Below are 26,129 nucleotides of genomic sequence, written 5' to 3' on the forward strand. Positions count from 1 at the left end.
TCGAAAGGAAAGCCGCTTTGTACACACAAGGACAGATTTATGAAAAAAATAGCCGCATATTGGCAAAAAATTTATGCTAAATTACCAGTATTAGCGTTTGATATTATCTCTATCCCGGTGGCTTGGTACGTAGCTTTTTGGTTACGCTACAACATGCAACCTTTTCCAAGCCGCTTAACGACCACTTATTCCCTGGAGGCGTTGCTCATTCTTGCCTCTATACAAATTGGCTGTTATTACCATTTCAAAGTTTATCGAGGTTTATGGCGTTTTTCTTCATTAAACGATGTGATGCGCATCCTTAAGGCTGTAATTGCCGCAACGGTCTTAGTCATCCCTGCGCTATATTTGACTTCTATTTTACAGCACATTCCTCGCTCTGTTTTGCCTTTATACAGTATCATCTTGGTGACCTTGCTGTGCGGGGCACGTTTGCTGTTGAGGCACTATTCAGACCAACACAGTCAGCAAGAGGAAGCTTACGACTGTAAGCGGGTATTAATCATCGGGGCAGGACAGGCAGGGGAGGGTTTAATTAGGGATTTGAAGCGCACGCGCTCTTATTTGCCCATTGGATTGATAGACGATAATTTGAGTAAACGTGGTCTTGAGGTACACGGGGTGCGAGTTTTAGGGCCTTTACGCGAATTAAGAGATTTGGTTATAGAGCATCGGGTTAATTTAATTTTTATTGCCATACCTTCGGCCCGTTCAGCAGCTATGCGTAGAATAGTCAGCCATTGCGAGGGGTGCGGCATTCCTTTTCGCACATTGCCAAGCTTGCATGCCTTAGCTTCCGGGCGCGTTGAAGTCAATGCGTTGCGGGAAGTGAATATTGACGATTTATTAGGCCGTGATCAGGTGGAGCTGGACTGGGAAAAAATTGCTCTTAGCATCCAAGGTAAGCGGGTTTTAGTCACTGGGGGTGGTGGCTCAATCGGCTCGGAATTGTCGCGGCAAATCATGTCGTTAGCGCCAAAACAATTGCTGATAGTCGATAACAGTGAATTTAATCTGTATAAAATTGAATTGGAATTAAAGGAGCGCTACCCACATATTCCTTTATCACTGGCTTTGGTAAGTGTTACCGATAAAATCGGTGTTGAGCATGTTTTCAAGCAATTTCAACCCGAGCTCGTTTTTCATGCCGCTTCTTATAAACACGTGCCCATGCTGGAAGATCAAATTCGAGTGGCGGTACGCAATAATGTACTGGGTACACAAATTATTGCCGAAGCCAGCGTAATTCATAATGTTGAAAAATTCGTTCTTATTTCTACCGATAAAGCAGTAAATCCAACCAATGTGATGGGGACTACCAAACGGGTCGCTGAGATTTATTGCCAGAATTTGAATGCTCGGGCAAAAACTCAATTTATTACGGTGCGTTTCGGGAATGTGTTAGGTTCGGTAGGCAGTGTTGTCCCATTGTTCCAAAAACAATTGCAAAATGGCGGCCCTCTTACTGTTACTCACCCCGACATTCAGCGTTACTTTATGACGATTTCTGAAGCCTGCCAATTGATTTTACAAGCCATGGTGAACGGGCATGGTGGTGAAATTTTTGTGCTGGATATGGGGGAGCCTATTAAAATCAGCTACTTGGCGGAACAAATGATTCGCCTCGCAGGTAAAGAGCCAGGTAAAGACATTCAAATTCGCTACACAGGGTTGCGCCCGGGTGAAAAACTATTCGAGGAATTATTTCATGAATCCGAACAATTGGACAAGACGGAGCATGAAAAACTTTTTAAAGCTCAATTCCGTCCTATCAATTGGGATGAATTAACAAAAAGCATGCGGCTGTTGAGTCAGGCGTGTGCTAAGTATCAAGATGAAGAATTGTTAATCCTGCTAAAAAGTCTGGTGCCTGAATTCTCTTATGAAAGCAATTCTTATGCGTTGAGTATAGAAGTTTAAGCTGCTCTCACGTTGCTATTAGCGAATAGGATGCTGGGTTTTGACTTCGGGTTTAGACAAATGCGTTTTGTATAAACCCGTTATCCAAGATTATTCCTAGGAGTTTTCAGAAGCATGAGTGCGTGGAGGAAAAATATCCTTAAACTGCACTTTATCCTGGCCTAAATAACCTGCTTCCCAATGTTTATGTAAGCCGAACATTTTATAAATAATAATGGGGGCAATCAAACTGATAAATCCGATGACAAATGCGATTTTGTAGCTTGGATCTTCATTCATTACCAGGAAAATTAAGCAAGCCACCATTAAGATAATGGCCAGAATGCCGGTATAAGGAGAGCCAGGGGTTTTATAACGTAAGTCATCTGCAGTATAACCTGCTTTGTACAGGCGACGACGAAAATTGATTTGTGCCCAGCATAAAGAAATCCAGGCGATTGCGCCTGTAAAGCCAGATACCAGTAATAAAGCAATGTATAACATGGATTGACCAAAAAAATAGCCAGTCAGAAGAAGTACCCAGATGGCAAAAAGTGTTACAATGCCGGCATTTTGTGGGACCGCATTACGGTTTAATTTGGCAAGAGGACGCGGGGCCATGCCATTGCGTGCCAAAGCATGTAATGAACGCACGATCCCGTACACACCCGAATTGGAACAAGATAAAGTGGCGGTTAATGTAACAAAGCTGGTTACGGCTCCAGCCCATTTTAAGCCGTAAAAGTTCAAGGCTTCAGCAAAAACCGAATTATTGATATTGGCTTTTTGCCAGGGGAAAATCAAGACCAGACAAAATACGGGGATGATGTAGATAAATAAGATGCGAAAGGTAACATTGCGAATGGCACTTGGAATCATGCGTGCCGGATCGATTGATTCACCTGCTGCCAGCCCGATGATTTCTGAGCCCTGGTAATTCACCAGCAATAGTACCATGGCTGTTAGCAAAGCCATGCCTCCATTAGGGAAAAGCCCTCCTTGCCCCAAGAGGTATTTGCTGCCAATAATCCCTGGAGGTTGCGGGCCATGGATTAACCCGAAGAAAATCAAGATGGAAAGCGCTACAAAACCGAAAAGCGCCAAAATTTTAATAATAGCCAGCCAGAACTCAATTTCGCCGAAAGTACCAACTTTGGCAATGTTGATATAGGTAATCAATAAACCGAAGCAGACAGCCCACACATACCCATTGACGCCGGTGAAATGCTCCATGATAATGCCGCCGGCAACGCATTCCGCGGGAATATAAGCCACCCAGCTTATCCAGTAGGACCATCCCACACCGCAAGCCAAAGAAGGAGAAATGAAATCAGCTGTGTAAGTGATGAAAGAACCAGAAATAGGGATGGCTACAGCCAGTTCGCCCATGCACAGCATGGTTAAATAAATAATCAATCCGCCTAAAATATAAGCTAAAAACACAGCAGGGCCAACCTGATTGACTACGGCTCCTGTACCTAAAAAATAACCAGAGCCAATAATTCCTCCCAAAGCAATCAATTGCACGTGTCGGGTTTTTAAGGCGCGCCTAAATTCACCGTCATCAATGGGACGGGGAGTCATTACTTTGCTATTAGCCACTAGCTGTTTAGTTCCTTAAATGAAAGTAGCGAATTGTATAATATTTTTATCTTTTGTCGATATTTTTAAACAGGGTTTTTTTAAAAATTCTTTGGGAAACAGTCTAGGCAAAGAAGGTTTTAAAATATCAGGCTTACCTGCTCAAATCAACGACGCTTATGCTCTGTTAATATCCATAATGAGTTATTTACAGGCAAGATCTAATAAAAAAATCATGAGAAGACAATGCATCAGCATAAGAGTCATCGTTTGATGTGTTGATGTCTTTTTTAGTAAAACTCACGACATATTTAAGGAAATAAAGGGGAGATTGTTCAGCCAATTGCAGCAGGATTTGTTGTTTCCAAATTTCAGGAAGTTTACATTATTTTTATCCAATGGGCACTGTTTAATATGTTTAAATAATAGCCCGCTCATATTGCAACTTCGTGCCATGAAAAAAGAAATCCTTTTACCTAATAAGATGGTACTTAGCATGCGCACAGCTAAAGAAGCGGATGCCGAGTCGTTAATTTCCTATTTAAAAAGAGTAGGGGATGAAACCAATTTCTTAACATTCAGCGGTGCCGATTTAAATTTGACAATCGACGAGGAAATTGAATTTATCAGGCAATCCTTTGGTGAAGAGGGAAATGTGTTCCTCTTAGGTGTGATCGCTGGGGAAATTGTGGGGGTGCTCACCATCATTCGTGGCAGTAAGCCCAGGCTACAAAGAATTGGGGAGTTAGGCGTTACTGTATTAAAAAAATATTGGCGCTTAGGAATAGGGAAGTTATTAGTTCATGAAGGCTTAAAGTTTGCTTTAGAAAAAGGAATCGTAAAAATAAATTTATCTGTAAATATAAATAATGTTGCAGCTATCCTGCTTTATTTATCTCTAGGTTTCGAAATAGAGGGAAAAATTAAAAAGGCAGTTTGTATTGAGAATACATTTTATGATGAATTATTGTTAAGTATGGATTTAACGAAGGCATAGTTGGCGGAGAGAGAGGGATTCGAACCCTCGATACGTTTCCGTATACACACTTTCCAGGCGTGCGCCTTCGACCGCTCGGCCATCTCTCCCAAGTGCGCAAGAGTATACTTGAATGACATAAAAATCAATCTCTATAACCATGTATTTATGACGAAGCATCATTTGCCCAACTACTTTAAATAGGTACTGCAAATAAGAAAAGATAGGCAATTTTCATGGAGAATTGACTGAATAGGCGCTTTTATTGAGTGTTTTAGCGAATTTCAAAGAAGCAGGTGGGCAAAGCCGAGCTACTTCATGAAGGTTTCGTGACCTTTAGTAAGCGAAATTGATTTGCCAACCCACCCAGTATTTGGCTCATCATGCAAACAAGCATTTGCTGTAAGTGTAGTATAAGGCTTGCAGCAATCTCGATTACTTAGCTAGAGAGATTGGGTCAGATTAGATGCGTTTACCGTGCCGGATATGTTTTGGCTATTATTTTACACAATGTATAATAATTTTAATTAATTATAACTGATGAGCAAACCAAGATGATCATTTCTGAGGAGGACACTGCTTTAAGGTGGGTTTCCTATTTAGATATAGAAAATGGCACCATGCTAATTCGCCGGTCCATCCTTCAGCCTGCTGCTGGGGCATTTCAGGACTGCAGGGGCTTAACCGGATTCCACGTGCCGAAAGGCATTATTCAGATTGGCGCTGGTGCATTTGATGACTGCAGTAACTTAAGGCAAATCCACTTGCCGCAAGGCATTACTCAGATTGGTGCTGGTGCATTTGATGGCTGCAGTAGCTTAAGGGAAATCCACTTGCCAGAAGGCGTTGCTCAAATCAATATGGGGGCATTTCGTAACTGCAGCAGCCTAAACGAGATCCATTTGCCAAAAGGTATTACTCATATTGAGCATTATACGTTTTATGGTTGCAGCAGCTTAAGGAAAATCCACTTGCCAAAAGACATTACCTGGATTGGCTATGATGCATTTTATATGTGCATCAGCTTAACTCATATCATTATCAATAGTGACGATGAGGAAGAAATCGCCCGTATCAAGTCGTTACTTCTCAAGCATCTACGCCAGAAAGTAGTCAGCAAGGCGGATTATGATAAGGCTTCACAGAAAATCGAATCAGCACTGGCAAGGCTTGAACGACCTGAGCTCAATCCGCTGTATCCTTTTATGGTGAATGAGAGCCTTTCTTTATTCCCGGACGTTCTTACTGTCATTGGCGGCTTTGAAAGAGAGAGCAGCCAATACTATCAATCTGCAAAGCAGGCGATGGAAGCCCTTCCCATTCCCAAGAACGATGGGCAGATGCAGGCTTATCAAGAAAAAATAGACGATATTGTCGAACAATACTTGAATGAGGCAGAAGAGGATGCAAGGAAGCAAGTTGAGCATCGTTACCAACAATCCCTCAGGCGTTATCCTGAGCAGACTAAAAATCTTTCTCCTGCTGCGGTTAAAAAATTCCAAGAAAGAAAATATCCATTATTAAGCGAAGAAGAGCTAGGGAACCATCTCGATGCATTTAACAGATTTCATCGATGCTGTGCTGAATTGTCGAAAAAACATTCTGATTTTGTAACGCGTGATAAAAAAGCAGCTAGCCGTGAAACGCGTGAGTTGTTAAATACCTTGCAGCTTGCCTATATTAACTACATGAAAGATTCCCGTAAGCTATTAGAAGAATCTAATAAATTAGGGGAAGGCACTGCCAAGTTAAAGAAAAAAAGCGAGTTATCTGAACGAGCGAAAGCATTCAGGCAAACTTGCCAGGATGCCATTGACAAAGCAACGCCAGAACTTGAGAAGCATAGAGGGTTAAAGGAAATTTTAACCAATTTGGCCATTGCTTTGGTGACTTTAGGCGTGGCATTTTTGGTTAACTACGCAATAACCGGTCGTTTCTTTTTCCATCCGGCAACTGCTTCGCAGAAGATTCTTAACAAAACTTGCAAAACAATTGAGGAAATTGACTTCCCAGGACTTGAGCAGGAGCAAACAACTGAATGCGATTTATTAGCTCTCGCATAGACCAGATCGCAGGCATGGCAAATACAGCTAAAGCAATTGGGCAAATGGAGATGTATTTATCGTGGTGGTGTGTCACGAAGGCCGTTTTAACAAACTGCTCTATAATAAAATTATATGCTGCGGAGTATAAAATGAACAAATGGTTCGTGATGATGTGTGCCCTGGGCTTAAGCACACCTACTTATGCATTTTCATGTTATCTGACGGTTGTTAAAAGTAGTTGCTGGAAAAACTATAATGTAACCGTCATTCTTCAAGATCCTACGAATAAGGATAAAGAAGTAACAAGTGTCCTCATTCCAGCAAACCGTATGTGGGCCAGGGAAAAATTTGAGTGCCAGCCCGGGCAAAAATTAAAATTTAAAGCCAAGTTTAATCCTGTTTTTTGGGAAGGGGATGAAGGGAAAGTCTATATGGGAAAAAAATATTGGGAGCTCCCAAAAGAAGTTAAAAAAAAGGAACTGGCTTGGAATATTTCTCTTTGTTACCCCCAGCAATTTGCTGAAGTTCCATTGCCACCGGAAGCAGGGGGCAATTGCACATGCAACATGAAAGAAGTGCCGCTTATACCACCACAATAGTTAATTTCATCATTTGCACCTTTTGCAAAGTAGCCGGACAACCTGTGTGCTAGGACATCCCTCTGCAGTTTACCTTTAAGCCTATGCCTTGATATGATTCGTCTTTATTTTACAGTTCAATCTGCAATGGAGACGAAAGCATGCCCCATTTACGTAATAAAATCGGACAAATGCTCATCATGGGATTTGCTGGCTATGAAATCAATGAGGATAGCCCTGTCGCTGAATGGTTAAAAACAGATGGTTTGGGTGGCGTGCTGTTATTTGATTTCGACGTTGCGGCCAATCAATTTGGGAAAAACTTAAGGGATCAAGAGCAAATTATTACCTTGAACCGTCAGCTGGTTTCTTATGCAAATGCTAATCCCAGTGAGTATAACTTGCCACTATATATTGCATTAGATTATGAGGGTGGGGTAGTTGACCGTCTTGCTGCCGTACCCGGGTGTATGTCTACCGTGCGTCCTTGTGATCAAGCTTTGCTTTCTGACGAAGATTTGTATCAGGAGGCTAAAAAAATGGCTTTAACACTGAAAAAATTAGGATTTAATCTTAATTTTGCGCCGGTTGTCGATCTGAATTTAAACGAAAATGAAGGCATCATTGGTAAATTAGGCCGCAGTTTTTCCTCCGAACCCGAAGAAGTTGTACGTGCTGCAAGACAATTCGTACATGCTTTCAATGAAGAAGGAATCATCTGTACCTACAAACATTTTCCCGGGCATGGCAGTGCAGTAGGCGACACCCATCTTGGCTTTGTGGATGTGACTGAGCATTATCATGATAATGAGCTTTATCCTTATGCCAGGTTGTTTACCAATAATACGCCAGCTATGGTGATGACCGCACATGTAGTAAACCGGCAATTGGATGCTAGTGGAATACCTGCCACATTATCATATTCTATATTAACTGATCTTTTGCGCCATAAATTGGGTTTCACTGGCGTGGTGATCAGTGACGATCTACAGATGAAGGCAATCAGTGAGTATTATGCATTGGATGATGCACTGCGAATGACCATCAATGCAGGTACTGACATGTTGATTTTTGGTAACCAGTTAGGACAAATAAGCGCCACTCATGTAATCGATAAAATTGAACAGTTAGTCCGCGCAGGGGATATTCCTGTTGCGCGCATTGAAGAGGCATACGGGCGCATTTCGCGTTTGAAGCAAGCTCACCACACAGGCGCAGTATTGACGCCTTAATCCCATTTTGCCGGGAGGAAGTTTTTAATTTTCTCCCAAGCTGTCTTTTACTCATAGTAAATCGAGCTTACCAATAAGCCACGGCAGTAATTGTATAATTCTGAACACTAGCAAATTTGCCATCAGCGTGGAGTAATCTTTATCAGAAAGATAATTTTGATGATATTTTATCCAACATGATATATAATAAGCCAAAATTATTCCAGGAAAGATATAATGTACGAACCTTCCCGTAAAAAGCAAAGAACGAACAACACGCATCAAGCCCAATTTTTACCCGCACCAGAGCAAAAGCCGCTAAGTTCATACTTTACGGAAGGTTTTCTTTCTACTTTGGCGTCTTCTTGGCAGACGCCTACTCCCCCTTTAAATCCTCAAGAAATATTTGGTCCATTGTACTGGCCACCATTGCACCTGCGTTTATCCAACCAACCCGTTATCCAGTCTGATGTAGATAATCAGCATCAATTGAGTTACTTGCCGCCTGTGCAAACCGCTTATCCTGAAAAAGAACAGCAGCATGCCAGCAGGCCGATAGAAAATCCTGAGGCATTGCCTTTATCATCTCTACCGCAGCATTCTTCGAAAAAACGTAAACAGAAATCCATACAGCAAGATGTTCCTGGGGATGACCAACAAAATAGCAAAGATAAACAAACTTATCAGAGAGCTTATTATGCTGCAAGAAAATGTTTCGCCGCTAAACATCCATGTCCCCAGGACAATTGTGAAGCATGGAAGAATGAAAGCCCCAACTATATTAAAATTTTTAAATCCATTTACGCTCGCTGTGCGGATAAGGAAAATGCTGCGGAAATTAAAAGGGGGTCTGCTGCAGCTGAGCACGATGTAAAAAATAAAATTCCGATGCCTTCCCGAGAAAAATTGTTAGTAGAAGGTATTGTGTATGCAGATGCCTATGAAAAAGCTCATGACAATTGTTGCGCCAAGCAGGGAGAAAACTCAGGAAAAGAGGCTGCCAAAAAAAATTGCATCAAACCTGCACGAGAGAAACTCATGCGAAGAGGCAAAGGCTATGCAGATGCTTATGAAAAAGCTTTTGACGAACAATTCGCAAAATTACCTCCAGAGCAACGCTTATTGACTCAAGCAGCAACGAATGGGTGTCGAACTGCTTTAAACGGCGGGACTCTTCTCTCGCAGCAAGAAATGGAAGAGAAGGGCTGGGATAAAACTTATATTGCACAATATCGAAAGTCTTTTTTAGAAGCGGCATCCCAGTTAAAGCCCGAAGACATCTCCAAACGACAGGGGCGGAATAATGGAACGATGGCCGGGTTAAGAGGTGGTCAAGCTCCTTCACCAGAAGAATTCAAACGGCAGCAACGCGATTTAATTTATCAAAATGCTTTTCTTAAAGCGTTTAAGCAAGCTAAGGCTTTATATGGGGATATAAATTGCAAAACCATGACTTATTACCTTGTAGGTGAACAAGTACTGGCTTCGTTTTATACCCCAGAAATGGAACATGGTGATCATCGAGTTAAATCCTTAGCAGAGATTAGAGGTAGCAAGCGCGCGGCTTTTTTATGTAAGCAACTTATAAAAGCTTATAATGCGGATTGGATAGAAGAAGAGGATGATAAGCTTGAGGTGCATGTAAACGGTCCCTTCGTGGTCATTGATAATTATGATGTGTTGCTAGATTCGGGTTTACGTCCTAGAGAGAGCTTGCCGCAGTTGCCTGCAGTTCATAAAAAATACTGGGAAACATTAATGCAATCGCAAGGTATGATCATCACGGCATCGAACGTTGTGGATGATGATTTTTTTGCTACCTTTATGACTGCAGAAGAAGCGGAACAAGCAATGGTTGAAATCCAAAGTAAAGAGGCTGGCAGCAACAGTTTGGCAAGCCATTCAGCCAGTGCGTCGAGCAGCACGGCATCCCAGCCGCAGGCTATTAGTTCTTTTAGCTCAACGCCGTATAATTTTTTCTCACAATCACCTCGAGAAGAAGAAACCCAAGAATTTTTTTATAGGCCAGACTAGAGATTTGCATAACGCCAGCGGCATTGCTAAATGACAAATTCAAATAATGTCTTTAAATTCGTAATCATATGTGTTAAAATGCATCTTTCTGTATAATTTTGTAGCAGACTGAAGCATGACTTATTTACTTCTTAATGTAGGCGCCCCAAAAATATTTTTCTCTTCAATTTCTTCATGGGGCTGTTGTTGCTGTTAAAACATTTCTAACCTCGGTTTTAACTGACAACATAAGGTTTCTGTCATGTGTGCACAACATTCTGTTCCAACTAAAAAAATTAGATTCAGCACCCCTTTAATTTATGCAATCATGATTATGCTCGGTATTGTGAGCGGACTGTCAAATATTTTTTGGTTGCAAACACTAGGTTTATTTATTGCTGATGTATTCATTAAATTGTTTAAATGCATCAGCCTGCCAATTATTTCGCTCTCGATTATCGTAACCATGTCTGGCTATCGTTCCGATGGGATTATGCGCGGCGTTTGGCGCAGAACCATGACTTATACCCTGGCCACTACACTGATTGCGGCTGCAATCAGTTGTCTGTTGTATAGCCTTATTCATCCTGCAATGGTTGGCGAAATACCGCAAGTTCCTGATATTGCAGTGCAACACAGCAGTTATCTTGATCATATCTTAAGCTTAATTCCATCTTCACTGCTGGCTCCTTTTTTGGAGCATCAAGTGCTAAGTGTTTTATTTTTAAGCCTGGTCATTGGCATTGCGGTTCGTTTTATCCCGGATGCTGCAGCAAGGCAAACCATTACGCAATTTTTCAAAGGAGCTCATGGTTTATTCACGGTTATCATCCGTTGGGTGATTGCCATCATCCCGTTTGGTTTATTTGGATTTATTACCTCCACTATGGTGCAGCTAAAAACCGGTATAGCTATCCGCGGCATTGGCGAGTATTTATTAGTGATCGTGCTCGCAAATTTGGTGCAAGGTTTCATCATTCTACCGTTATGGCTGAAATCGCAAGGAATTAAACCTTTTGCTGCCATGCAGGGTATGTTTCCTGCGTTATCGCTTGCTTTTTTCTCCAAGTCTTCTGTAGGTACATTGCCGGTGACTATGGATACAATCGAGAAAAATCTGCAGGTGAAGCCTGAAATCAGCCGGTTTGTATTGCCATTATGCACCAGTTTGAATATGAATGGCTGCGCTGCTTTTATTTTTGCGACAGTAATTTATTTGATGCAAAATCATGGCATCGAGGTTTCCTTCGCGTCCATGGGGTTGTGGGTGGTAGTGGCTACAGTCGCTGCCATCGGAAATGCAGGTGTGCCTATGGGATGTTTTTTCTTAAGCGCGAGCTTGCTGGCCAGTATGAATGTGCCGATTACCTTACTGGGCATCATTCTGCCGTTTTACAGTTTAATTGATATGCTGGAAACGTCTCTTAACGTTTGGTCCGATGCTTGCGTGGCAAAAGTAGTTGATGAAAAAGCCAGTGAAGAGGTTGCCATTCTGTCGGATGCCGCTACTCAAAACTAGAATTAATTAGAATGCCCTGGCTTGCTGCCTTGCTAACCAGGGAATATTAGCACATGTGAAATAATCTGCTTTTCTCTTATACCGCAAAAAGTTCCTCGCAGATTGTGTAATAAATGTCACCCAGTTTCAGCAATTCATTTAAAGAAACGCATTCATTGATTTGATGGATTGTTTCATTGACTGGACCAAGTTCTATCACTTCGACCCCATAAGGCGCGATAAAGCGTCCATCCGATGTGCCTCCACTGGTGGATAATTCGGGTGCGAAGTCCATATGGAATTTGATGCTTTTAAGCGTGCAATCCAGTAAACGCCCATGATCGGTCAAAAAAGGTTCTCCATTTAAACGCCATGTGATTTCTGCATTCAAGTCGTAACGGGAGAAACATGCTTGTACTTGTTGTTCAATAAGTTTGGCGGTTTGCTCCGTCGAGTAACGAAGATTAAATTGCAGGGTCAATGTTCCTGGAATGATGTTGCCGGCTTGCCCGCCAGCTTCAATATGAGTAATTTGCAATGAAGTAGGAGGGAAGTAACGATTTCCTGCATCCCATGCATGAGCCGTTAACTCCTGCAATGCAGGAATGACTTTATGGATGGGGTTTTCAGCTAAATGCGGATAGGCAACATGGCCTTGTTTCCCATGGACAACTATTTTTGCGGTGAGCGAACCGCGTCGGCCAATTTTAATGACATCGCCCACCATTTTGGAGCTGGAAGGCTCGCCAACAATGCAGTAATCAGGATGAATGCCTTGTTCCTTTAAGTGCGCCATAACATAAGGTGTGCCGAGATCAAACTGATCGCCTTCTTCACCACTGGTGATGAGAAAGCCAAGTCTGCCGGGGAAATCGGGATATTTTTTGATGAAATGCGAAGCAGCAGTCATCATGCAAGCAAGGCTGCCTTTCATATCAGCAGTACCTCGCCCAAACAAAACTCCATTTTCTTCGGTTAAGGCAAATGGATCTCTTGCCCATTTTGCCCGATCGCCGGCAGGGACTACATCGCTATGGCCAGCAAATAACAATAAGGGGCCATGAGTACCATAACAAGCAAAAAAATTGGCAACCGGATCGCAATTAAAGCGTTGGCATTGAAACCCTGCTTTTTCCAAATAGGCAATCATATATTCCTGGCAACCCTCATCCCTGGGGGTGATGGAGGGGAAGCTTATCAGCGCGGCGAGTAACTCGCGAATTTCAGTCATCGATTAGCATCCCGCAGCAATTCATTAATGCTGACTTTGGCGCGTGTTTTTTCATCGACTTGTTTGACAATCACAGCACAATAAAGGCTGTGCGTGCGATCATCGCTTGGTAAATTGCCAGCGACGACTACGGATCCTGCTGGTATGCGCCCATAGGTGATTTCACCGGTCATGCGATTATAAATTTTGGTGCTTTGTCCTAAGAATACGCCCATGGAAATCACAGAGCCACGCTCGACGATCACTCCTTCCACAACTTCAGAGCGAGCTCCAATGAAACAATCGTCTTCAATAATGGTAGGATTCGCTTGCAATGGTTCTAAAACCCCGCCTATGCCAGCACCACCTGATAAATGAACGTTTTTGCCAATTTGCGCGCACGAACCTACGGTAGCCCAAGTATCTATCAATACATTTTCATCGATATAAGCACCTACATTTACATAAGACGGCATCAATACGGTGTTTTTACCTATGAAAGCACCGCGCCGGATCATCGCGTGCGGAACGACGCGTGCACCGACTTCCTGAAAATGCTCATTGGTAAAACCGTCAAATTTAAGGGAAACCTTATCGTAGAATTGGCAAAAGCCAGCATCAATCACGCGATTGGGGTAAAGTCTAAAAGACAATAAAACTGCTTTTTTTATCCACTGATGCGTGACCCAATCGCCGTTTAGTTTTTCCGCCACACGCAAGGAACCTTGATCAAGCCCCAGCATCACTTCTTCGACCGCTTGTTTAATTTGCGGCGAGGCATTCTCCGGTGAAAGCGACAAGCGTTGCTCGAACGAGTTTTCAATAATTTGTTGCAAAGTGGTCATAGAATCCCTTTTAAGTGAGTTTAGTTAAACCGCAGCAGCCTGGACTTGCTGATACAGTTTGCAGGTTTTAGGATAGGGAGTATACTGCATTTTATTGTGAATATTGAGCTTTTATAATGCACTTGTTAGTAACCGGAAGCGCGGGTTTTATTGGGTATCATTTTGCTAAAATGCGACTGGAACGCGGCGATCAAGTGATTGGAATTGACAATTTAAACGATTATTACGATGTGCGATTAAAACAGTCAAGATTAGAGCAACTTAAATCTTACCCCAATTTTGTTTTTTACCCATTTGATATTTGCGATCGCGAACACATCGATAAAATATTTAAAAAACACAAGCCGGAGAGGGTTGTGCATCTTGCAGCGCAAGCTGGGGTGCGCTATTCGTTGAAAAATCCCCATCTTTATGTGCAATCGAATGTAGTTGGTTTTACCCATGTGATTGACGCTTGTAAAACTTACCAAATCGAGCATTTGGTTTATGCTTCAACGAGTTCCGTGTATGGGGCTAACAGTGCGCAACCTTACAACGAAAGCGATGCTGTGACGCATCCTTTGACTATTTATGCGGCAACGAAAAAAGCCAATGAATTAATTGCCCATTCCTATTCGAATTTATATAAATTACCCACCACCGGTTTGCGCTTCTTTACGGTATATGGTCCTTGGGGAAGGCCGGACATGGCATTCTTCTCATTTACGCGCGATATTTTAAATGGCACACCGATCAAAGTTTATAACCATGGACAAATGCAGCGCGATTTTACCTACATTGACGATATCATCATGGGCATTTCACTGGCGGTCGATAAACCTGCAGAAGCAAATCCTTGTTGGAGCGGGCAAGATCCTGATGCAGCCACTAGTTTTGCACCTTATCGCATCTATAATATAGGCCGCGGGTGCCCGGTGAATTTAATGGATTATATTTCAGCTCTTGAGCAAGCTACAGGCAAACATGCAATCAAACAATTCATGCCCATGCAGGAAGGCGATGTTTTATCCACGCATGCTGATACATCCCGCCTGCAAGATGACTTAGGTTACGCGCCCCAAGTTTCCATTCAAGAAGGCATAGAGCGCTTTGTCGCCTGGTATCTGGATTTTTATCGATGAAACCCGATTGTTAGGGCAGCAAGCGAAAACCAGAAAATCTGGCTATCGCTTGTCGAGATATTAACTTAACGCGTATTTAAGGTCGGCTTTTAAATCTTCAATGTATTCGATTCCTACCGAAAGACGAATGAAACCATCTTCTATCCCCAGTTTTTTTCTTGTTTCTGCTGGAATGGAGGCATGCGTCATAATGGCAGGATGTTCAATTAGACTTTCTACCCCACCTAAGCTTTCAGCCAGAGTAAATAAATCACAGCGTGTTAAGAATCGTTTTGCACGCTCAAGGTCGCCATCAATGACCATGGAAATCATGCCTCCAAATCCGCGCATTTGTTCTTTGGCCAAAACATGTTGCGGGTGACTTGTCAAGCCAGGATAGATTACCTTACGGACGCCCGGATGTTGCTCCAGCCAATGGGCCAGGCTATTTGCATTCTCACAATGCCGTTGCATGCGCAAAGAGAGAGTTTTTAAACTTCTGAGGACTAAAAAGCTGTCGAATGGACCAGCAATCGCACCGCATGAATTTTGTAAAAAAGCGAGTTTTTCTGCCAATTCTTGGTTATCACCCACCACGACCACGCCGCTAACTACATCCGAATGGCCATTCAAATATTTAGTGGCTGAATGCACCACCACGTCAAAGCCGAGTTCCAGCGGCCGTTGGATCCATGGGGTTGCAAAAGTATTGTCGACAACCCCGATAAGACGATGACGTTTAGCCAATTCTGCTATTTTGCAAAGGTCAACAAGTTTGAGCATGGGGTTGGAAGGGGTTTCCAGCCAAATCATGCGGGTATTCGGCCTTATTTCTTTTTCAATTAATTCCGGTTGACACATGTCGACGAAGGAAAAGGATAAATTGGAAGTGCGTGTTTTTACTTTGTCAAAAATCCGATAGCTGCCACCGTAAAGATCGTCCATAACCACGACGTGATCGCCGGCATTCAGCACATCGATTACGGTATTAATGGCTGCCATCCCGGATGCAAAAGCAAAACCCCGAGTGCCTGATTCCAGACTTGCAATACAAGCTTCATAAGCATTGCGGGTGGGGTTTTGCGTGCGTGAATACTCATATCCTTGATGTACACCAGGTGCTGTTTGTTTATAGGTCGATGTGGCATAAATAGGCGTCATGACAGCCCCGGTGCTTGCATCTGCAGTTTGCCCAGCATGAATGGAACGTGTATCAAAATGTTTATCCATAACGATCATCCTGTTAACCAAAATTGATAAATTTTTACCTGCAACCATTTTATACTTAAGCGCTTATTAAAAAAGCTTTTTATATAAAAACGTTTTTATGCCGGTCGATTATAATTAAAGAATATAGGGAAATTGCCGTTATTTATAACGGACAGGGTTTTAGGCGAGGGGTTACATGCGCAAGCAAGAAATTGACTATAAGAGAGTTGCATCTGCAGCTGCGCGCATTAAACAAAAAGGTAAGGAGCCTTCCGTTACGGATATTTGTGACGAATTGGGCTTGTTAAGCGTAACACCTGAGCTGATAACTTTTCTGGAACAATGGTATCACAACCAACCCGAGTTTAAACGGAAAAAACAGACACCCCTAACCGAAAACATCAAATTAAACAAACCCATCAAAGAAATCGAGCTTGAAAAATCGTTATCTTTGTTGCGGGCCACGTTGGAATCCACGGCTGATGGCATCATGATGGTAAACGGACAAGGGCAGGTGGTGGATTGGAACCAGAAATTTGTCGATATGTGGCGTATCCCCAGCCATTTAATGGAAGCGGGACCTGAAAAATTGAGTTTTGATTACATTTTAGAGCAATTAATTGAACCTGAAAAAATCATTGCGGATGTGCAATTTCTCTATCAAAACCCCGAGTGGGAAGGAGAATTACCGGAACTGCATTTTAAAGATGGACGCATCTTTGAACGTTATACCCAACCACAGCGTATTGGTGCAGAAATTGTAGGGCGCGTGTACAGTTTCCGCGATGTTACCCAAAAGCGCATTGCAGACGATGAATTAAGGATCCGTGAGCGTGCTATTGAAGCCAGCACCCATGGCATAGCAATCATAGACATCGTAAAACCGAATCAACCCATCATATACATTAACAATGCCTTTGAACGGATTACTGGTTATAGTGAAAGGCATATTCTTGGAAAGGATTTAACTGCTTTACATAGTAAAAATACGGATCAGACAAATCAAAAACGCATCGATTTAGCCATTCGGGAAGAACGGGAAGAAACGGTTGAGCTTGAGCTGATGCGTCGTAACGGGGAATTGTTTTGGTGCGAACTGAGTCTTGCTCCGGTAAAAGATTCTTTTAATCAAGTCAAGCATTATGTAGGGATTTTGAATGATGTTACCTTGCGCCGTGAGATGGAAGAGCAATTGCTCCGGCAAGCCACGCACGACGCATTGACTGAACTCCCGAACAGAGTGCTTTTATTAGACAGGGTCGAACAAGCTATTTTGCAGGCAAAAAAGAACAAATCCATATTGGCTTTTCTCTTTTTGGATTTGGACCGTTTTAAAATGACCAATGATACCTTAGGCCATGGGGTAGGAGATAAGTTATTACAAGCAGTGGCAAACCGCTTGTTAATTGCCACCAGTGATTTGGATACAGTAGCCCGTTTTGGAGGCGATGAATTTGTCATCCTTATCCCCGAGCTTCGCAGTATAGAAGAAGGTGAAAAGCTAGCGCAGGAAATTCTTAATTTGCTGGAAAAGCCTTTCAAAGTCGGGCAGCACAGTTTGAAAATTACAGCAAGCATTGGTCTTAGTTTTTTTCCACGTGATGGAATGGATTATGAGTCGTTGATGAAAAATGCCGATTTATCCATGTATCATGCCAAAGATAGCGGCAGGAACACGTATCGCATTTTTGAGCCTGAAATGAACAGGCGTGTTGTCAACCATGTGCAAATCGATAATGCTTTGCGCTATGCATTGCAGAATAAAGAATTTTATCTCGTTTATCAGCCTTTGATGGATTTAAAGCGTGAATGCGTTGTGGGGGTGGAAGCTTTATTAAGGTGGAACAGCAAAGTGCTTGGCCATGTATCTCCGCTCGATTTTATACCGATTGCCGAAGAAAACGGGATGATTCTTGAGATTGGCCCTTGGGTAATCGAGGAAGCTTGTACACAACTGATGCGCTGGCACAATCAAGGTTTGTGGGATTTGACTGTAGCGGTGAATATTTCGGGACGTCAGCTGCACCAGGCGGATCTTCCTGAACAATTAACTAAAATCTTGCATAAAACGAGCTTGCCTGCAAAATTTTTGGAACTTGAGTTGACTGAGAGTCTGCTTGTTGAAAACATCGATCATGCAGTGGAAATTATGTACAAGTTTAAAGATATGGGGGTGAAACTCGCCATCGATGATTTTGGTACAGGTTATTCAAGCTTATCTTATTTAAAACAATTTCCAGTTGATAAATTAAAAATTGATCAATCCTTTATAAAGGAAATGGTGAGCGATGCCAATGATGCCGCGATCGTTAAAGCCATCATCAATCTTGCTCATAGCCTCAATTTGCAAGTATTGGCGGAAGGGGTAGAGAATGAATATCAGAAAAATTTTATTCTGAACCATGGCTGCGATTTTGCGCAAGGCTATTACTTTAAACCACCGAATAAAGCAGAGTTAATTATAGAGTTTCTAAAAAATTATTCTAAGTGTAAATAATTAATTGGCTGCCAAGGACTAAGATATATTGTTACTTAGTATAATTTTCCAAGTATAGATAAGACCACCTTTATTTTTAAAGGACTCCGGGGGATTAGGGGGAATTATGAAAAGTCTAACCATTGTAGGTGCTGGCTTGGCCGGTACTTTATTGGCGCTTTACATGGCCAAACGTGGATATGAGGTAGAAGTATATGAAGCCAGAAATGATATCCGCACCATGCCTGATGATGGCGGCCGTTCTATCAATCTTGCTTTATCCTGCCGAGGAATTACCAGTTTGGCAGTCATGGAACTTATGGATGAAGTCAAGAAGATTATGGTTCCCATGCGTGCTCGGGCTATTCACGAATTGAATAATAAAATTATATACCAGCCATTTGGCCGCAGTGATGATGAATACATCAATGCTATTTTACGCAGCGAATTGAATAGCTTGCTGCTGGATAAAACTGACACTTATCCCAACATCAAGCTTCATTTCAATATGAAATTAAGTGATCTTTTCTTGCATGAGAAGACATTGTTTTTTCAAGATGCTTCCGGTAATGCACACAAGGTTGCCTATCAGCATTTAATTGGAGCGGATGGTGCGGCATCCATCGTGCGTGAGGCATTAAAAAAAGCCGGAGTTATTGATTCTCGACGAGAATTTTTAAAACATGGATACAAAGAATTGTCGATAAGCCGCACGCATGGCGTGCATATGGCTCGTGAACATTTGCATTTATGGCCTCGGGATTCCTTCATGCTGCTTGGTAACCCCAACTGTGATGATTCAATTACGGGCTCTTTATTTTTACCGCAAGAAGGGGAGTATAGTTTTGCAACACTAAAAGATGAAAAATCGTTACTTGATTTTTTCAAAAGGATCTTTCCCGATGTGGTGGATGCAATGCCCAATTTGGTAGGCGAATTTTTTACTCATCCCACAGGTAATTTAAGTACAGTGCAATGTGCCCCTTGGTATTATCGTGATCACTGTTTGTTAATCGGGGACGCAGCTCATGGCATAGTCCCATTTTTCGGCCAAGGGATGAATTCGGCTTTTGAAGATTGCCGTATTTTTAATGAATTCTTAGAAAAATATGAAGATAATTGGGAAAAAGTGTTGCCGGAATTTTATGCTGCACGCAAGCGGAGTACTGATGCCGTAGCTGCCATGTCCATGGATAATTATCAGGAAATTCAACATAATATTCGTGATGAAAAATTTAACTTAAAAAAACAAGTGGAGCATGAGCTTATGCGCCGCTATCCTGACCGCTATGTTTCAAAACACGTCATGGTCATGTTTTCGAATATCCCATATGAAACGGCTTATGCTTACGGCGAGGTGCAAGCCGATTTTCTAAATGACCTGTGTAAAGATGCTCATACTATTGATGAAATCGACTGGAAAATGGTTGATAAAGAAATCGCTAAATACGACAAAAAATTGACGGATTTAAAGTTAAAATAGAAAAAATATGGTATCCAGGCAATTTGCATAGCCAAAAAATTGTCGTTTAGTTTGAAAAACAATCACCAAATCTTTTTAAAAACTGCAAAAAGGCCAAATTTTAATTAAATAGACGTTTTATTGGCCTAAATAGTTGGCATGATTTGTGCAAGGAATAAATTGTCTAGTTAATTATGCCTTGGAGGCAATCATGAAAACGATACAATCTTATCTTGAATCCAAACAACAAGAATTTATGGAACATCCTTTTTTTAAAACATTAGGTCAATTGAACAGCTTGGAAGAAATCGGTTATTTTGTACCTGAGCTTACTTTTTGGGCTATGACATTCCAGGATATATTGCGCTTAAACGAAGAACGGGTTACTGATCCCTATTTGAAAAAAGTAGCTCGTCACCACCGTTTGGAAGATTCAGGCCATGAAAAATGGTTTCTGCAGGATAAAAAATATATGGCAAGCATGAGCAAAGATAAATCATGCAACAAGGATAATGTGGCTTGGTTGTATAGCAAAGAGTCACAAATTACTCGCGATGCAGCTTATGCTATTCTTGGTGAGCTTTATAAAATTGACGATGAAATTTTGAATATCGTGTTATTGCTTACTCTGGAATCTTCAGGACATGTATTTTTCGAGAAAGTAGCAAAGCAAGTACAAAAAACGGGTGAAGATAAAAATCTAAAATATTTCTCCAGCTCGCACTTAGAGGTAGAAATGGCACATGCGCTCTTTGAAGATGAAATGGAGAAGAAATTATTCGCTCGGAGCTTGCCGATTAATCTGCGCCGCAAGGCATTAAAATTAATCGACCGTTGTTACGAAGCATTTAACCGTATGTTCGATGGTTTGATTATCGCCTGCAATAATCGTCTGGCACTTGCACAACAAAGGAAACAACAACATGCAGCCAATGCAGTGGAGTATACAGAAGATCAAGCAATGTGAGGAAGAAACCGGGCAAGCGTTACTTAGCGATAAGTCAACGCTTGCTGTTTTTAATCACGATTTCAGCGGTTTGGTTTCAGGAGAAGCAACCGCTGTTTTTAAACCCCGCAATTTAACTGCATTACAACGATTTTTAAATTTCTCGCATCGGCATAAACTTCCGCTCACCATCCGTGCCAATGGCCTTAGCCAATCAGGACAATCCCTCGCCCCCAAGGGTGCAATAAGCGTTGACATCAGCCAATTAAATCCTGTCGTACAATGGCAAGGTGATGAGCTGACAGCAGGCTGCAGCGCTTCTTTTAACGACATTGCAGTAAAAAGCCTTGAGCGTAACAAGTTGCCGCAGGTGTATCCGTATAATATGAACCTCACCGCGGGGGGCGTTTTATCTGTAGGTGGCATTGGTTCATCGACTTTTAAAAAAGGAGTTGTTAGCGCGCACATTGACGCATTAAATGTAATAACGGCGGCAGGCGAATTATTAGCTTGCAGCCCGCATAATCATAAAGATTTATTCGATGCTGCGCTTGCTGGGGCAGGGTTATTTGGCATCATTTATAATGCCAAAATAAAACTGCGTACTTGCAAGCCGCATGTGACTACTTATACCTTGCTTTACGATGATTACACGTCCTGGATAGCTGATCAATTTCAGCTGAAGTCTTATTGCGATTACCTGGAAGCATTCATTACAGTACAAAATAAAGAGAAAAAGAAATTCACATGCCATACCATCATTGGAATTGAGCACGACAATGAGCCTGTGGATGCCACGTTTCTTAATATGCTACGGCATCGGCAAGTCGCCGAAAGCAGTACCAAAACTCTTTCAGAGTACATGCATCGTCACGATAGGCGTTTGAATTTAATGAAAGAAACAGGGAATTGGCAAGAGCTACACCCCTGGTATGAGTGTTACATTGACAGCAATTTATTAATGGCAAATCTTAATAAGATTCTGGAGATATTGAGTCCTGACTTGGGTGATCTTTATCACATATTCCCAGTAGCGCCGATTAAGCCGCCTTACTTTATGTTGCCCAATCAAGAAAAAATAGTTACGTTTAATGTTTTGACGCCGGGTTTAAAAAAAGAAAATGCAGAGAAAGCTATAAAGAGCATTTTGAAAGTTGATGAAATTTTATTAAGACTGGGAGGTAAACGTTACATTTCCGGCTGGTTTAATGCAACAAAAGATGGGGGATATTGGGCAAGGCATTATGAAGACTACCTGCAAGAAAGACAAAATACAAAGGCTAAATATGATCCTCACCATATTTTTCGCTCCTGTTTATTCCCGGAGTAAATAATAATATGGTGTTTGCAGATATCAAATCCTGGCTAGCGCGTCCGGCTTTTCCTATTATACTTTGTGCCATTTTAGGGATGTTAATTGTATGGCAAATCATCGCCGGGGTACGCACTTTTTCGGCTATTTATAAGCCTGTGCCAGTTGTTCAGGTTGCCTCAATGCGTAATAACGCGATTACAGAAGCTTCCGCACAAGATGTGCGCGCGTCATTATTTGGCGAGTATGTTCCTGAAAATCTGGATGATGCTCATATAAAACAATCCATGCTAAATTTGACGATTGTAGGAATCATTTTTGCCGAGGATGAACGGCATTCCCAGGTAATTATTCGCACAGCAAGTGGCCAAGAGCAAGTTTATGGCATTGGGGATGCAATACCAGGCGGTGTCATTATTAAGCGTATTACTTCGGAAGGAGTTGTTGTAAGACATGATGGCACTTTGGAGAGTTTAAGTTTACCCAAAAATGAATTAATCTTTGAGCCACCTTCCGAGCCCTTAATTAAGGAATAGACGTATGAATTTCAAAAAAGCCAATGCTGTTATCGGTCGCAGCATGATTATTGCAATATTTACCTTATTTTTATTGAGTCTAAGCGGTTGTTCTATTACGCAAATAAATTTAAGAGAAGGCATCCGCAGTTTTCAGGTCCAGGATTATCGTCAAGCATTCATCAGGCTAAAGCCTGAGGCAGAAAAAGGAAATGCGGATGCACAGTATGCAGTGGGGTATATGTATTATTATGGCCAAGGAGTAGTGGAGGATAGGAAAAGAGCGTTTTACTGGATTAAATGCGCAGCTAAGGCAGGGCAGCCCGATGCAATTTCTGCAATGAAAATCTTGGCCCCCTGACGACAATCTTTTCGTGCAATATGCATATGCACATTGCACGATGCCAAGTTACCTACTAAAAATTATAAAGCGTGGACGATAAGCGATACGATATAAGAGAAATAAATCAGCAATAACAAGCCGCCATGCCAGCGAGTGATTTTGCTTTTTTCCCGGTAATTAAGCCATAAAAGCAAGGCGGTTACTACGAACAATACCGGTATATCCCGCCATAAAATGGCATGGCTAATCGCAGAAGGGTTAATAATACTGGGGAAAGCCATAACGACTAACAATATAAACATGTTTGAGCCCAGGATATTACCTACTGCAATGTCATCCTGTCCTCTAATTGCCGCCACGATGGAAGTTACAGCTTGGGGTAAACTGGTAGCAAACGCTACAACAGTTAAGCCAATGATGAGTTCACTAATCCCGAACAAGGAAGCTAATTCAACAGCACTTTTCACAAGATAACTGGCGCTAAGAGGAAGAAAAATCAGACCAAATATAAGACTCATTATGTGTATTTTTACTGAGCGTTTTGGGTTGATTAATTGTTTAAATTCTCTGGCATAGGCATCGTTTCCCGAACGTTTTGCCAGGATAAGCAAATAGCCTATCAGAGCCACACTGCCCAGTAATAATAAACATCCATCCAAAATGCCCAAGTAGCCATCGATCATCAGCGAATAGATAAACAACATCGATAAAAATAATAAGGGATATTCGCGCCGCAATACCGAAGAACGCAGTTTTAAGGGGCGAATTAAAATCGTTGCCCCAAGAACCAAGCCAATATTGGCAATATTAGAGCCTATGGCATTACCCAGCGCCAAATCATTTTCACCCTCCAGGGCAGCGGCAATCCCCACCATGATTTCAGGCGCTGAGGTTCCCAGGGCGACCAAAGTAAGCCCCACGATTAAGGGTGAAACACGGTAATAATTGGCAATACCCGCCGCACCAATTACCAGATGGTTGGCAGCCCAGATAAGGCCAATAAAACTTAAAATTAAGGTAACAATAATACTCATGGCACTTCCAAATGTGTGGATTTATATCATACGTGATTCTTGTCTTATCTCAATATGGTTAGGGTGTTTTCGTAGGGGGGGCAAAGAGTAATCCTTATATTATTAAGCCAAATTACAATGATGGCTCCAAGAGAATATCGCAGAGCCGTCGTTGGTACCTGGATGGTTCGGTTTTAAAGGGGCAACTCCACGATGACTCACATAAGTCGAGCAGATTCAAACCATATTACAACATCCAAACCACAGAAAAGAGCTGAAAACTATCCTTATTTTCAACCTCCCTCTGCTCCAGATATGGTTATTACAAAGATGAAAAGGGTAAACCCGCTTTCAAGCCTAAAGGCCTACTTTAGCTAAGTGCCTGGAACAATGATGCAGCATTCCCTGTGACTAAAGAGGCCGTGTGCAACTATAAACAAAATGATTCATGAGGAAATTGTTAAACTGGAACAGTTATTAAATGAAAATTTGGCTAAATGGTTACAACTCTATGTCGACAGCCCAGAATTCATGGCAAATTATACCATTGAACGCTCTATAAAACTTATTTCAGAAGCAACTTTCTGGTCAGTCAAGCTTGGTTTAGAGCCGTATTTAGCTACTAGGAGTTATGCAGAGATTAGAGATTTTAAGCCAGTATTGGAAAGCATCTCAAAACTAACAGAATATGGAAAATTACTTGCAGTGGTTGTGGATCATTAGCAAAACCCGTTATGCTATGAAGTTCCTTATGCTCTAGGGCAAGCGGCTTTTGGTGTTTATATGCATAACAAATTCATATGAAAAAAATGAAAGCAGAAGAATCTATATATGAGCAGGGCGAGCAACTATCTTCTCTGAAATTTTAACTATAAAAAATCTTCCAAGCTATTAAACATTTCCTTTCGAGAATAAACTCTCAAATTGTATAATTTAGACTCTACACCAATTACAGAGTCCATGTTAAGGTGTGCTGCGATCGAATAGAGGCGTTTAGGTGAATAGATGATAGGTGCGAGGTAGAAGCAACTATATTTAATGCATAAAGTTCCGCCCGCTTGTGCTTTAGCATATTAACAACCGCAATTGATATAACCCGCTAACCTTTCGTAAAATCAATATAAGCAAGCTGCGAGCTGTTTAACAACTAACGCGTTTTCACCTCGATTACTCATACTGCCAAAAGTTTACTTTCCTCGATCTCACATTCGTTACTTATTTGCCCTATATTTAATTTAAAGAATGAGTGTATGCTTTTAGCGCTCGCAGATTTATTACTGAATACTTGAAATTTAAATTTTGACTCACTTGATAAGCTTTCGATTGTTATTTCATGGTTCTCAGGGCTATAAGTGGCATATAAATCTTCAATGGTACAATTTGTTTGTTCTAAGTACCCTTCCAGAGTTAATAATTTGTTTGTTAAAGTCTCTATACCGTCTAGGGCAAGAACCTGTTGATGATCCAACCTTGAAATCACACTTGAAATAAGATGCGCTGCGACGATGATAGGAATTAGCAATAACGTAAGAACTAGGGAGACGAGATTTATAACCGATATTAATCCTATTGTGAGCAATGCTAAAGGGAAAAAAGCGAGATTCGTCGGAATAGAATCGATTTCGCTAAGAATATCCGTCATCTTAATCATGATTGGGGTGATAAAAAGCGTGCACCAATCGATTAATCCTACATGTCTCGTATTTTTTCGTGTGTCTCCAGCAAATACAGTACCCACATCGGAAATTTTTTGTATTAGGCTCGTTCTAAGAAATCTAGGGCGTGTTTTTAAAGTTTTTCAAACTATTAAAAATCTGATAAAAAGCCTCCATAGTGAAAATGGAGCAAATGGATGTCAAGATTTGTTATTGATGACAAAATGTGGAACAAATTAGAA

21 protein-coding genes and 1 tRNA gene are annotated in these 26,129 nt (G+C 41.6%); 15 read left to right on the plus strand and 7 right to left on the minus strand.

Features of this window, described 5'->3' with window-relative positions:
- The first annotated feature begins 39 nt into the window (after window positions 1-39).
- Entirely contained in the window at window positions 40-1,920 is a 1,881-nt protein-coding gene (locus ELY11_RS06400) for a polysaccharide biosynthesis protein (RefSeq protein ID WP_126954381.1), read from the plus strand.
- Window positions 1,921-2,016: 96 nt separating this feature from the next.
- Here the strand turns inward: ELY11_RS06400 and ELY11_RS06405 are convergent, their stop codons facing one another.
- On the minus strand, window positions 2,017-3,483 hold the full coding sequence (locus ELY11_RS06405; protein WP_126954401.1) for an amino acid permease: 1,467 nt from the start codon (window positions 3,481-3,483) through the stop codon (window positions 2,017-2,019).
- A 451-nt stretch (window positions 3,484-3,934) separates the two neighbouring features.
- Between ELY11_RS06405 and ELY11_RS06410 the strand changes: the two genes are divergently transcribed.
- Window positions 3,935-4,477 carry a GNAT family N-acetyltransferase gene (locus ELY11_RS06410; protein ID WP_126954382.1) on the plus strand — a complete coding sequence of 181 codons (543 nt, stop codon included), beginning with the start codon at window positions 3,935-3,937 and terminating at the stop codon, window positions 4,475-4,477.
- Between the two features lies 1 nt (window position 4,478).
- Here ELY11_RS06410 and ELY11_RS06415 read toward each other — a convergent pair.
- Window positions 4,479-4,566 (minus strand) — tRNA-Ser (locus tag ELY11_RS06415).
- 444 nt (window positions 4,567-5,010) lie between these two features.
- Here ELY11_RS06415 and ELY11_RS06420 point away from each other — a divergent pair.
- The 5 genes from ELY11_RS06420 (at window position 5,011) to ELY11_RS06440 (ending at window position 11,822) form a co-directional block, all read left to right on the plus strand.
- Window positions 5,011-6,519, plus strand: a complete 1,509-nt coding sequence (locus ELY11_RS06420) for a leucine-rich repeat domain-containing protein (protein WP_126954383.1) — start codon at window positions 5,011-5,013, stop codon at window positions 6,517-6,519.
- A gap of 131 nt (window positions 6,520-6,650) precedes the next feature.
- Window positions 6,651-7,100: a hypothetical protein gene (locus ELY11_RS06425; protein ID WP_126954384.1), complete on the plus strand. Its 450-nt coding sequence runs from the start codon at window positions 6,651-6,653 to the stop codon at window positions 7,098-7,100.
- Between the two features lie 140 nt (window positions 7,101-7,240).
- Window positions 7,241-8,311, plus strand: a complete 1,071-nt coding sequence (locus tag ELY11_RS06430) for a glycoside hydrolase family 3 N-terminal domain-containing protein (protein ID WP_126954385.1) — start codon at window positions 7,241-7,243, stop codon at window positions 8,309-8,311.
- Between the two features lie 216 nt (window positions 8,312-8,527).
- A complete protein-coding gene (locus ELY11_RS06435) occupies window positions 8,528-10,324 on the plus strand; it encodes a hypothetical protein (RefSeq protein ID WP_126954386.1) in 1,797 nt (598 codons plus the stop codon).
- A 241-nt stretch (window positions 10,325-10,565) separates the two neighbouring features.
- The gene (locus ELY11_RS06440; RefSeq protein WP_126954387.1) at window positions 10,566-11,822 is read left to right on the plus strand and encodes a dicarboxylate/amino acid:cation symporter; all 1,257 of its coding nucleotides are present in this window, start codon (window positions 10,566-10,568) and stop codon (window positions 11,820-11,822) included.
- 76 nt (window positions 11,823-11,898) lie between these two features.
- Here ELY11_RS06440 and dapE read toward each other — a convergent pair whose 3' ends face one another.
- Both dapE and dapD read right to left on the minus strand, forming a co-directional pair.
- Window positions 11,899-13,032 (minus strand): succinyl-diaminopimelate desuccinylase, encoded by a 1,134-nt coding sequence (gene dapE, locus ELY11_RS06445; RefSeq protein ID WP_126954388.1) that lies wholly within the window; start codon window positions 13,030-13,032, stop codon window positions 11,899-11,901.
- Window positions 13,029-13,856, minus strand: coding sequence for a 2,3,4,5-tetrahydropyridine-2,6-dicarboxylate N-succinyltransferase (dapD, locus tag ELY11_RS06450; RefSeq protein ID WP_127032726.1), 828 nt, complete (start codon window positions 13,854-13,856; stop codon window positions 13,029-13,031). Before dapD ends, dapE begins: the two co-directional genes overlap by 4 nt.
- Before the next feature lie 116 nt (window positions 13,857-13,972).
- Between dapD and ELY11_RS06455 the strand changes: the two genes are divergently transcribed.
- Window positions 13,973-14,977: an NAD-dependent epimerase gene (locus tag ELY11_RS06455; RefSeq protein ID WP_126954390.1), complete on the plus strand. Its 1,005-nt coding sequence runs from the start codon at window positions 13,973-13,975 to the stop codon at window positions 14,975-14,977.
- 60 nt (window positions 14,978-15,037) lie between these two features.
- Here the strand turns inward: ELY11_RS06455 and ELY11_RS06460 are convergent, their stop codons facing one another.
- Window positions 15,038-16,186 (minus strand): trans-sulfuration enzyme family protein, encoded by a 1,149-nt coding sequence (locus tag ELY11_RS06460; protein ID WP_126954391.1) that lies wholly within the window; start codon window positions 16,184-16,186, stop codon window positions 15,038-15,040.
- A 175-nt stretch (window positions 16,187-16,361) separates the two neighbouring features.
- Here ELY11_RS06460 and ELY11_RS06465 point away from each other — a divergent pair, with 175 nt between their 5' ends.
- The 6 genes from ELY11_RS06465 (at window position 16,362) to ELY11_RS06490 (ending at window position 23,237) form a co-directional block, all read left to right on the plus strand.
- Window positions 16,362-18,662: an EAL domain-containing protein gene (locus ELY11_RS06465; protein WP_126954392.1), complete on the plus strand. Its 2,301-nt coding sequence runs from the start codon at window positions 16,362-16,364 to the stop codon at window positions 18,660-18,662.
- Window positions 18,663-18,768: 106 nt separating this feature from the next.
- Complete coding sequence (locus tag ELY11_RS06470) at window positions 18,769-20,124, plus strand: FAD-dependent oxidoreductase (protein WP_127032727.1); 1,356 nt, start codon at window positions 18,769-18,771, stop codon at window positions 20,122-20,124.
- Window positions 20,125-20,314: 190 nt separating this feature from the next.
- The gene (locus tag ELY11_RS06475; protein WP_126954394.1) at window positions 20,315-21,070 is read left to right on the plus strand and encodes a hypothetical protein; all 756 of its coding nucleotides are present in this window, start codon (window positions 20,315-20,317) and stop codon (window positions 21,068-21,070) included.
- The gene (locus tag ELY11_RS06480) at window positions 21,027-22,379 is read left to right on the plus strand and encodes an FAD-binding protein (protein ID WP_126954395.1); all 1,353 of its coding nucleotides are present in this window, start codon (window positions 21,027-21,029) and stop codon (window positions 22,377-22,379) included. Before ELY11_RS06475 ends, ELY11_RS06480 begins: the two co-directional genes overlap by 44 nt.
- An 8-nt stretch (window positions 22,380-22,387) precedes the next feature.
- Window positions 22,388-22,897: a type II secretion system protein N gene (locus tag ELY11_RS06485; protein ID WP_126954396.1), complete on the plus strand. Its 510-nt coding sequence runs from the start codon at window positions 22,388-22,390 to the stop codon at window positions 22,895-22,897.
- Between the two features lie 43 nt (window positions 22,898-22,940).
- Window positions 22,941-23,237 carry a tetratricopeptide repeat protein gene (locus tag ELY11_RS06490; RefSeq protein WP_126954402.1) on the plus strand — a complete coding sequence of 99 codons (297 nt, stop codon included), beginning with the start codon at window positions 22,941-22,943 and terminating at the stop codon, window positions 23,235-23,237.
- Window positions 23,238-23,299: 62 nt separating this feature from the next.
- Here the strand turns inward: ELY11_RS06490 and ELY11_RS06495 are convergent, their stop codons facing one another.
- Window positions 23,300-24,253 carry a calcium/sodium antiporter gene (locus tag ELY11_RS06495; RefSeq protein WP_126954397.1) on the minus strand — a complete coding sequence of 318 codons (954 nt, stop codon included), beginning with the start codon at window positions 24,251-24,253 and terminating at the stop codon, window positions 23,300-23,302.
- A 420-nt stretch (window positions 24,254-24,673) separates the two neighbouring features.
- On the opposite strand from ELY11_RS06495, the gene ELY11_RS06500 reads away from it, so the two are divergent.
- Entirely contained in the window at window positions 24,674-24,955 is a 282-nt protein-coding gene (locus tag ELY11_RS06500; protein WP_126954398.1) for a hypothetical protein, read from the plus strand.
- Between the two features lie 448 nt (window positions 24,956-25,403).
- Here ELY11_RS06500 and ELY11_RS06505 read toward each other — a convergent pair whose 3' ends face one another.
- Entirely contained in the window at window positions 25,404-25,874 is a 471-nt protein-coding gene (locus ELY11_RS06505) for a hypothetical protein (RefSeq protein WP_126954399.1), read from the minus strand.
- Between the last annotated feature and the right edge of the window lie 255 nt (window positions 25,875-26,129).

The sequence above is a fragment of the Legionella septentrionalis genome, from assembly GCF_003989745.1.
In the GTDB taxonomy this organism is placed as follows: domain Bacteria; phylum Pseudomonadota; class Gammaproteobacteria; order Legionellales; family Legionellaceae; genus Legionella_A; species Legionella_A septentrionalis.